Genomic DNA, 5722 nt, shown 5'->3' with positions numbered 1-5722 from the left:
TGTGTCTGTTGTTTGAGAACTCAATAGTGTGCCAAGTTTGTTGATACCAATTGTTTTAGTGATTGGTTGAATTGACTGGATTGCCCGCCCCTGTGGGTGGTCTGGTTTTTACAGCTGGTTTCAAATTTTGTGCAGCCTTTTTGTCCCGTTTTCCCGGGGCTGGGGGTTGTGTCTGTTTTACTTCAACGGAGAGTTTGATCCTGGCTCAGGATGAACGCTGGCGGCGTGCTTAACACATGCAAGTCGAACGATGATCCCAGCTTGCTGGGGGATTAGTGGCGAACGGGTGAGTAACACGTGAGTAACCTGCCCTTAACTCTGGGATAAGCCTGGGAAACTGGGTCTAATACCGGATATGACTCCTCATCGCATGGTGGGGGGTGGAAAGCTTTTTGTGGTTTTGGATGGACTCGCGGCCTATCAGCTTGTTGGTGAGGTAATGGCTTACCAAGGCGACGACGGGTAGCCGGCCTGAGAGGGTGACCGGCCACACTGGGACTGAGACACGGCCCAGACTCCTACGGGAGGCAGCAGTGGGGAATATTGCACAATGGGCGCAAGCCTGATGCAGCGACGCCGCGTGAGGGATGACGGCCTTCGGGTTGTAAACCTCTTTCAGTAGGGAAGAAGCGTAAGTGACGGTACCTGCAGAAGAAGCGCCGGCTAACTACGTGCCAGCAGCCGCGGTAATACGTAGGGCGCAAGCGTTATCCGGAATTATTGGGCGTAAAGAGCTCGTAGGCGGTTTGTCGCGTCTGCCGTGAAAGTCCGGGGCTCAACTCCGGATCTGCGGTGGGTACGGGCAGACTAGAGTGATGTAGGGGAGACTGGAATTCCTGGTGTAGCGGTGAAATGCGCAGATATCAGGAGGAACACCGATGGCGAAGGCAGGTCTCTGGGCATTAACTGACGCTGAGGAGCGAAAGCATGGGGAGCGAACAGGATTAGATACCCTGGTAGTCCATGCCGTAAACGTTGGGCACTAGGTGTGGGGGACATTCCACGTTTTCCGCGCCGTAGCTAACGCATTAAGTGCCCCGCCTGGGGAGTACGGCCGCAAGGCTAAAACTCAAAGGAATTGACGGGGGCCCGCACAAGCGGCGGAGCATGCGGATTAATTCGATGCAACGCGAAGAACCTTACCAAGGCTTGACATGAACCGGTAATACCTGGAGACAGGTGCCCCGCTTGCGGTCGGTTTACAGGTGGTGCATGGTTGTCGTCAGCTCGTGTCGTGAGATGTTGGGTTAAGTCCCGCAACGAGCGCAACCCTCGTTCTATGTTGCCAGCACGTGATGGTGGGGACTCATAGGAGACTGCCGGGGTCAACTCGGAGGAAGGTGGGGACGACGTCAAATCATCATGCCCCTTATGTCTTGGGCTTCACGCATGCTACAATGGCCGGTACAAAGGGTTGCGATACTGTGAGGTGGAGCTAATCCCAAAAAGCCGGTCTCAGTTCGGATTGGGGTCTGCAACTCGACCCCATGAAGTCGGAGTCGCTAGTAATCGCAGATCAGCAACGCTGCGGTGAATACGTTCCCGGGCCTTGTACACACCGCCCGTCAAGTCACGAAAGTTGGTAACACCCGAAGCCGGTGGCCTAACCCCTTGTGGGAGGGAGCTGTCGAAGGTGGGACTGGCGATTGGGACTAAGTCGTAACAAGGTAGCCGTACCGGAAGGTGCGGCTGGATCACCTCCTTTCTAAGGAGCACCTACAGGCTGTCACTGCGTGTATGCGTTGGTGGGGGTTTGTCAGGAGTATATGCCCGTTGCGCAGACGCAAGTTCTGCGGCGGGTGCTCAAGGGTGGAATATCAACGGATAGCGGCTGCCTGGTCTTGGTCTTGTTTAGTACGGATGCTTTGTGTGTCCTGGAACGGCGGGGTCTGGGGTTGGGTGGTTTAGTGTTTGGCACACTGTTGGGTCCTGAGGCAACAGGACCGGTATGGGCCTCTTTTGTGGGGGTTGTGCCGGGTTTGTTTGTTTCTGGTTTCCTGGCTGCACCGATCATGCATGTTGTGTGTGTGGGGTGTGTGGTACGGGGTTGTTGTTTGAGAACTACATAGTGGACGCGAGCATCTTTTATAAGAAGCAATTTCCAAGAATATGAACCTGGATCTGGCTGCGCGTGGTGATGGTCCCTCTTTTGGGGGGTTGTTGTTGGGTGTGGTTGGTTTCTGTGGTTCTCTCGAAAATTAGCGTTTTTGATCTTTTGTGGTCAAGTTTTTAAGAGCACACGGTGGATGCCTTGGCATTAGGAGCCGAAGAAGGACGTAGGAATCTGCGATAAGCCTGGGGGAGTCGATAACCGGACTGTGATCCCAGGGTGTCCGAATGGGGAAACCCCGCCAGGGACGCGAGTTGCCTGGTGACCCGCATCTGAACACATAGGGTGCGTGGAGGGAACGCGGGGAAGTGAAACATCTCAGTACCCGCAGGAAGAGAAAACAATAGTGATTCCGTTAGTAGTGGCGAGCGAACGCGGATCAGGCTAAACCGTTCCATGTGTGATAGCCGGCGGGCGTTGCATGGTCGGGGTTGTGGGACTTTCCGTACTGTCTCTGCCGGGGCAGTGGGGTGTGATGTGCAGGCATAGGTGAACGGTCTTGAAAGGCCGGCCAGAGAGGGTGTTAGCCCCGTAACCGTAATGTTGTGTACCGCCCGGATGAGTATCCCAAGTAGTACGGGGCCCGAGAAATCCCGTGCGAATCTGTCAGGACCACCTGATAAGCCTAAATACTCCCTAATGACCGATAGCGGACCAGTACCGTGAGGGAAAGGTGAAAAGTACCCCGGGAGGGGAGTGAAACAGTACCTGAAACCGTGTGCTTACAATCCGTCGGAGCCAGTCTGATTCTGGTGACGGCGTGCCTTTTGAAGAATGAGCCTGCGAGTTAGTGTTACGTCGCGAGGTTAACCCGTGTGGGGCAGCCGTAGCGAAAGCGAGTCTGAATAGGGCGTTGCAGTGGCGTGATCTAGACCCGAAGCGAAGTGATCTACCCATGGCCAGGTTGAAGCGACGGTAAGACGTCGTGGAGGACCGAACCCACTTCAGTTGAAAATGGAGGGGATGAGCTGTGGGTAGGGGTGAAAGGCCAATCAAACTTCGTGATAGCTGGTTCTCCCCGAAATGCATTTAGGTGCAGCGTTGCGTGTTTCTTGCTGGAGGTAGAGCTACTGGATGGCTAATGGGCCCTACAAGGTTACTGACGTCAGCCAAACTCCGAATGCCGGTAAGTGAGAGCGCAGCAGTGAGACTGTGGGGGATAAGCTTCATAGTCGAGAGGGAAACAGCCCAGACCACCAACTAAGGCCCCTAAGCGTGTGCTAAGTGGGAAAGGATGTGGAGTTGCGAAGACAACCAGGAGGTTGGCTTAGAAGCAGCCATCCTTAAAAGAGTGCGTAATAGCTCACTGGTCAAGTGATTCCGCGCCGACAATGTAGCGGGGCTCAAGTACACCGCCGAAGTTGTGGCATTCAAATATTAGCTAAGCCCTTGTGGTTCAGGCGTTTGGATGGGTAGGGGAGCGTCGTGTGGGCGGTGAAGTCGCGGTGTAAACCAGCGGTGGAGCCTACACGAGTGAGAATGCAGGCATGAGTAGCGAAAGACGGGTGAGAAACCCGTCCGCCGAATGATCAAGGGTTCCAGGGTCAAGCTAATCTGCCCTGGGTAAGTCGGGACCTAAGGCGAGGCCGACAGGCGTAGTCGATGGACAACGGGTTGATATTCCCGTACCGGCGAAAAACCGCCCATGCTGAACAGGGGATACTAACTGCCCGAGACCTGCCCGATCGCCCTTGTGGTGTGAGGGTTTTGGTGGAGCGCAGGACCTGATCCTGGGAGGCAAGCGTATTAACAGGTGTGACGCAGGAAGGTAGCCAAGCCGGGCGATGGTTGTCCCGGTCTAAGGATGTAGGGCGAACGGTAGGCAAATCCGCTGTTCATGATGCCTGAGATCTGATGGGACCCCCGTTTGGGGGGATTTGGTGATCCTATGCTGCCGAGAAAAGCATCGACGCGAGGTTTTAGCCGCCCGTACCCCAAACCGACACAGGTGATCAGGTAGAGAATACTAAGGCGATCGAGAGAATTATGGTTAAGGAACTCGGCAAAATGCCCCCGTAACTTCGGGAGAAGGGGGGCCCCAACCTTGATACACCCTTGCGGTGTGGAGGGGATCGGGGCCGCAGAGACCAGGGGGAAGCGACTGTTTACTAAAAACACAGGTCCGTGCGAAGTCGCAAGACGATGTATACGGACTGACTCCTGCCCGGTGCTGGAAGGTTAAGAGGACCGGTTAGCCGCAAGGCGAAGCTGAGAATTTAAGCCCCAGTAAACGGCGGTGGTAACTATAACCATCCTAAGGTAGCGAAATTCCTTGTCGGGTAAGTTCCGACCTGCACGAATGGAGTAACGACTTCCCCGCTGTCTCAACCATAAACTCGGCGAAATTGCAGTACGAGTAAAGATGCTCGTTACGCGCAGCAGGACGGAAAGACCCCGAGACCTTTACTATAGTTTGGTATTGGTGTTCGGAGTGGCTTGTGTAGGATAGGTGGGAGACGTTGAAGCCCGGACGCCAGTTCGGGTGGAGTCATCGTTGAAATACCACTCTGGTCACTTTGGACATCTAACTTCGGCCCGTAATCCGGGTCAGGGACAGTGCCTGATGGGTAGTTTAACTGGGGCGGTTGCCTCCTAAAAAGTAACGGAGGCGCCCAAAGGTTCCCTCAGCCTGGTTGGCAATCAGGTGTCGAGTGTAAGTGCACAAGGGAGCTTGACTGTGAGAGAGACATCTCGAGCAGGGACGAAAGTCGGGACTAGTGATCCGGCGGTACATTGTGGAATGGCCGTCGCTCAACGGATAAAAGGTACCTCGGGGATAACAGGCTGATCTTGCCCAAGAGTCCATATCGACGGCATGGTTTGGCACCTCGATGTCGGCTCGTCGCATCCTGGGGCTGGAGTAGGTCCCAAGGGTTGGGCTGTTCGCCCATTAAAGCGGTACGCGAGCTGGGTTTAGAACGTCGTGAGACAGTTCGGTCCCTATCCGCTGCGCGCGCAGGAAATTTGAGAAGGGCTGTCCTTAGTACGAGAGGACCGGGACGGACGAACCTCTGGTGTGTCAGTTGTACTGCCAAGTGCACCGCTGATTAGCTACGTTCGGATGGGATAACCGCTGAAAGCATCTAAGCGGGAAGCTCGCTTCAAGATGAGATTTCCATACACCTTGTGTGTGAGAGGCCCCCAGCCAGACCACTGGGTTGATAGGCCGGATGTGGAAGCGAGGACTAACGACTCGTGAAGCTGACCGGTACTAATAGGCCGATAACTTACACCACACACCCACCCCGCAAACGGGTTCAAAAGCGTTTGCACCAAGGGGGAGGGTAAAAAGATAACAAGACTGCTTGCGTCCACTATGTGGTTCCCAACCAACAAACCCGCCACGGGCCTGTTGCGCTGAGGAACACAACTGAATAAACAACACCACCGCTCCCAACAACACACGGGAGCAGTTGTAACCACAAAACTTCCCACCCCGGGCACCACAACCCGGCGGACGGGTACAAGGGTTACGGCGGTCATAGCGTGGGGGAAACGCCCGGTCCCATTCCGAACCCGGAAGCTAAGACCCACAGCGCCGATGGTACTGCACCCGGGAGGGTGTGGGAGAGTAGGTCACCGCCGGACACACATTACAGCAGGGCCCTGACG

At 55.2% G+C, this 5722-nt stretch carries 3 rRNA genes; all 3 read left to right on the top strand.

What is annotated here, in order from left to right:
- Window positions 1–182 precede the first annotated feature (182 nt).
- The 3 genes from FHJ30_RS21130 to rrf all read left to right on the top strand — a co-directional run bounded on the left by FHJ30_RS21130 (window position 183) and on the right by rrf (window position 5698).
- Window positions 183–1705, top strand: a 16S ribosomal RNA gene (locus FHJ30_RS21130).
- 514 nt (window positions 1706–2219) lie between these two features.
- Window positions 2220–5346, top strand: a 23S ribosomal RNA gene (locus FHJ30_RS21125).
- A 235-nt stretch (window positions 5347–5581) separates the two neighbouring features.
- Window positions 5582–5698 (top strand): 5S ribosomal RNA (rrf, locus tag FHJ30_RS21120).
- The 16S, 23S and 5S rRNA genes sit together here, the layout of an rRNA operon.
- The last annotated feature ends 24 nt before the right edge of the window (window positions 5699–5722 follow it).

It is taken from the genome of Arthrobacter sp. BB-1 (assembly GCF_006151685.1).
In the GTDB taxonomy this organism is placed as follows: Bacteria; Actinomycetota; Actinomycetes; order Actinomycetales; family Micrococcaceae; genus Arthrobacter.
The sequence above is the reverse complement of the archived record's forward strand: the minus strand, read 5'-3'. Positions and strand labels throughout refer to the sequence as shown.